The organism is Aerococcus sp. HMSC23C02 (assembly GCF_001806805.1).
GTDB classification, from domain to species: Bacteria; Bacillota; Bacilli; order Lactobacillales; family Aerococcaceae; genus Aerococcus; species Aerococcus sanguinicola.
Genome location: NZ_KV786039.1, coordinates 1 through 3,098, shown reverse-complemented (window position 1 = coordinate 3,098; position 3,098 = coordinate 1). Strand labels below are relative to the sequence as shown.

Here is a 3,098-nt window from a genome sequence, read left to right as displayed (position 1 = left end):
TGCTCCAATCATCCGAGTCTAACCGCCAAGTCTCTCACCCTTTAGCCTTCAGCTTCTTCCATTTCGGCGGCGAGGTTGTCGTAGTCGATGTCGTTTTCCATGAATTCGGCATAGTCTGTTGCAAAGTGTTGCTCCAAGCTGTCGATGGTTTGGATTTGGACCTTGGCATCGGTGACGATGTAGTCCAGAATGTGGCCGCCAAACTTGCGGTCATCGCTGATGAAATGGCAGTGGAAGCCGCCCTTGGCTACGCCATCGTAGAGGTGGGGCGTATAGATGCCGACTGCCGTCCCCATGATATCGTATTGTTCGAATTCAGGTTGGACCCGGGTGGCTTCAACTAAGCGCGGATAGGGCTTTTCTTGCTTTGGCACCGCCCGGGTATGGACATAGTCGAAGTGGCCATCAATTCGAATCACCGAGAAGACGTTCTTGCTCTGGACCATCTGTCCAATCTCAGATCGCATTTTTTTCAGGGTTGTGGGCCGTTTAATCTCTTCAAAGCGGTCTGGCTCGAAGAAGGTGACGGCAGCATAGGGGCTGGTCAATTCAGGCTCGACCTCTACAACCTGGCCGGAAGCTCGGATTTGGTAAGCTTGGCCGTCGACCATGATAAACTCCCCGTCGAAGGCGTGGAAGGTGCCGAGGCCGGTATCGCCATGGTCAAGGAGTTCACCGAAACGGATACTGCCATCAAAGAACCCCGCCATCAAATCGCCTAAGCTTTGGTGTTGAAATAATTTAGACATATAGGCTCCTTTCATTAAATGGGACGAAAGCCAGAGAAAACTAGTTTTTTGTAGCCTAAGAAGCGAAAGAGACCAATCTCCCAGTCGCCCCGGTCAGAGAGACGGACAGACCGGTGCAGGAAGATCGTCACCGGTCCAGCTTGGAAGCTCTGATAGTTCTCTGGATGGGCGGGCTGTCCGCGCTTGACCTCAGGCTCAAAATTACTGGCTTCACAGCAAGAATTGAATAAAGACTGGGGGTATTCCACCCGTAAATCATGGATCCCCTCAGCTTCTAAATAGGATAGAGCTGCCTTGGAAATCATCGCATCCTCCTTTTATTATCCTTAGTTATTTAAGCCTATTTTAGCACAAGGAAGGAAGCCAGAGCAAAAAATGAAAGACCCTAAAGTTTAGCGCTAGGGTCCGATAAAACGTGTATACTCCTTAAGAAGTTAGCACTTAAAATTGAAAATCAATCGCTTGGGTTTGAATCATGGGGTCCATGGCATTTTCGTCCATGGTCATAGCAGTAGTCATTTCCAGAGAGAAGCCGGAAAATTCTTCAGTCGGGACGCCAACCAGCATGACTTGGTCAGAAGCTTTAGCTTTAGGGGCTAATTCAGTCGTTTGATTGAGGAGAACATGGTCATCGATTTGTTCACCATTATCTAAGATGACCCGATCAAAATGGGGACCGATAATTTCTTGGTCTGATAGATTTTCTATAGAATAGACAATTTGTAAGAAGTAACCATCTTTTGGATTGCCCCCAACCATGTCCCAAACAGGGTCTGCCTCGCCTTTATCAGACTGAAAAAGTTTGACGTTATGGATGGTCGCTTTTAATTCAGGAGCAATGTCTAGCGTTTTTTCGGGTTGAGCTATTTTCTTGAGTTCGAGACTGCCGAATTCTGGATCATTTGATTTTTGCCCGACTTTTGTAAGTTCTTCAGGCTTACTTTCTTTACTCTCTTCCTGCAGTTCAACCTTCCCAGCAGGGGCTTCCTTAACCTGATCACCGCAAGCACTTAACGTAGCAGCAGCTAGCGCTAGTAACAATAATTTCTTCATTCCTTTTCCTCCTCGTAAAATATAAATATTTTTATTCACAATACCAGGTGGAAATAAAATGTCAAGAAATTTAGCGATGCCTGCCTAAGTACTTTGCTTTTTTGATTATATGGTATAATAAAAGTGCAAAATGATTAAGTTCTTAGTTGTGCTTGAAATATAGAGGAGCAATGATTAAAATGCCTCATCGTCTACTACATTTCTTATTTGTACTCTTTATGGTTTTGGTATGGTCTGCATGGTTCTATTTCTGCAAACATCTAACCTTAAGAGGCTTTTGGTCAGTCTTCTTTAAGCCAAGAGATAGCGATGATGATCAAGATGATTAGTTGCTTTTGTTTCCTTTAGATAGAATAATCAAATGAGATGGATGAACAGAAAACAAGCAGTCTGGCAAATTGACCTGCCAGGCTGCTTGTTTTTTTATGGATGCTATACATTAGCTAATTTAGCTCGTTAACGGTCCAAAAAGTTATAGAAATTCGAGTAAAAACTAGCATTTATTAGACTTTACTAGCCTTTAGTAAGTGCGATAAAGACCGACAAATCAACATTAGTACTTACTAGCTCTCACTAGAATTCACAAAAAGGAGAGGAAGGAGTGTTTTGCTTATATGACAGTTGGGCATAGCGATGTGACCCCTAAAATTTTCAATTATGTGAGTGTCACAAATGAAGGGCAGAGATATTATTTCACCATTATCGCTGATAAGTATTGTGAAATTAGCTCTCGTCTAGAAAAATGTCCAGTAGCTGGTACCTTGTGTCTGTCAGGTTTCAGATTAGATGAGGGAGAGGTACATATGCCTTACTATCCAAGATTAAGGGTTTTAATGAAGTAGAAGAGAGCTAGACAACTTGAACTATTGGATTAGTAAGTATAACAAGAATACCTTAAATTCTAATGAATATTTGTACCGTACAATCAGCGGTAAAATAAAAAATCTCGCTTCAGTGCCAGGGGTTGAATCAGAACTAGAAACAGAGCTTACAGCAAATACGCACGGTATGCATGTATCATGCACGGGATAAAGTGGCGCCTAAGACGAATGAAAAACTGATAGATACAAAAGTGATGAAGGATGGGTAATGGAAAAATATTTCCAATCGTCACATCTACATCACTAAATAATTCTAAAGGGCTAGCCATCACGGTTAGCCTTTTTAATATGCCAGCTTGAACAAGTGGCCAGGGATTCAGAGGGGATCAAACTAGGGAGGGGTTACCCTCATCACGGCTAGAGGGGCTTATATAGCGATATTAGGCGATTGAGTAGCTAGCAAGGTATTTAGTCA

Annotated in this window: 4 protein-coding genes; 1 reads left to right on the top strand and 3 read right to left on the bottom strand. The window is 43.1% G+C overall.

Annotated elements, in window-relative coordinates:
- Positions 1-41 precede the first annotated feature (41 nt).
- The 3 genes from budA to HMPREF3090_RS00185 all read right to left on the bottom strand — a co-directional run bounded on the left by budA (position 42) and on the right by HMPREF3090_RS00185 (position 1,802).
- Positions 42-749, bottom strand: coding sequence for an acetolactate decarboxylase (budA, locus tag HMPREF3090_RS00195; RefSeq protein ID WP_067971983.1), 708 nt, complete (start codon positions 747-749; stop codon positions 42-44).
- 14 nt (positions 750-763) lie between these two features.
- Positions 764-1,054, bottom strand: coding sequence for a hypothetical protein (locus tag HMPREF3090_RS00190; protein ID WP_067971980.1), 291 nt, complete (start codon positions 1,052-1,054; stop codon positions 764-766).
- 136 nt (positions 1,055-1,190) lie between these two features.
- Entirely contained in the window at positions 1,191-1,802 is a 612-nt protein-coding gene (locus HMPREF3090_RS00185) for a hypothetical protein (RefSeq protein WP_067971976.1), read from the bottom strand.
- 614 nt (positions 1,803-2,416) lie between these two features.
- Here HMPREF3090_RS00185 and HMPREF3090_RS09735 point away from each other — a divergent pair.
- Positions 2,417-2,644, top strand: a complete 228-nt coding sequence (locus HMPREF3090_RS09735; RefSeq protein ID WP_101603763.1) for a hypothetical protein — start codon at positions 2,417-2,419, stop codon at positions 2,642-2,644.
- The last annotated feature ends 454 nt before the right edge of the window (positions 2,645-3,098 follow it).

Bases quoted from the DNA above. Each gene is read 5' to 3' on its own strand.
- HMPREF3090_RS00185 (WP_067971976.1), bottom strand. From the start codon at position 1,802: ATGAAGAAATTATTGTTACTAGCGCTAGCTGCTGCTACGTTAAGTGCT.
- HMPREF3090_RS09735 (WP_101603763.1), top strand. From the start codon at position 2,417: ATGACAGTTGGGCATAGCGATGTGACCCCTAAAATTTTCAATTATGTG.
- HMPREF3090_RS00190 (WP_067971980.1), bottom strand. From the start codon at position 1,054: ATGATTTCCAAGGCAGCTCTATCCTATTTAGAAGCTGAGGGGATCCAT.
- budA (WP_067971983.1), bottom strand. From the start codon at position 749: ATGTCTAAATTATTTCAACACCAAAGCTTAGGCGATTTGATGGCGGGG.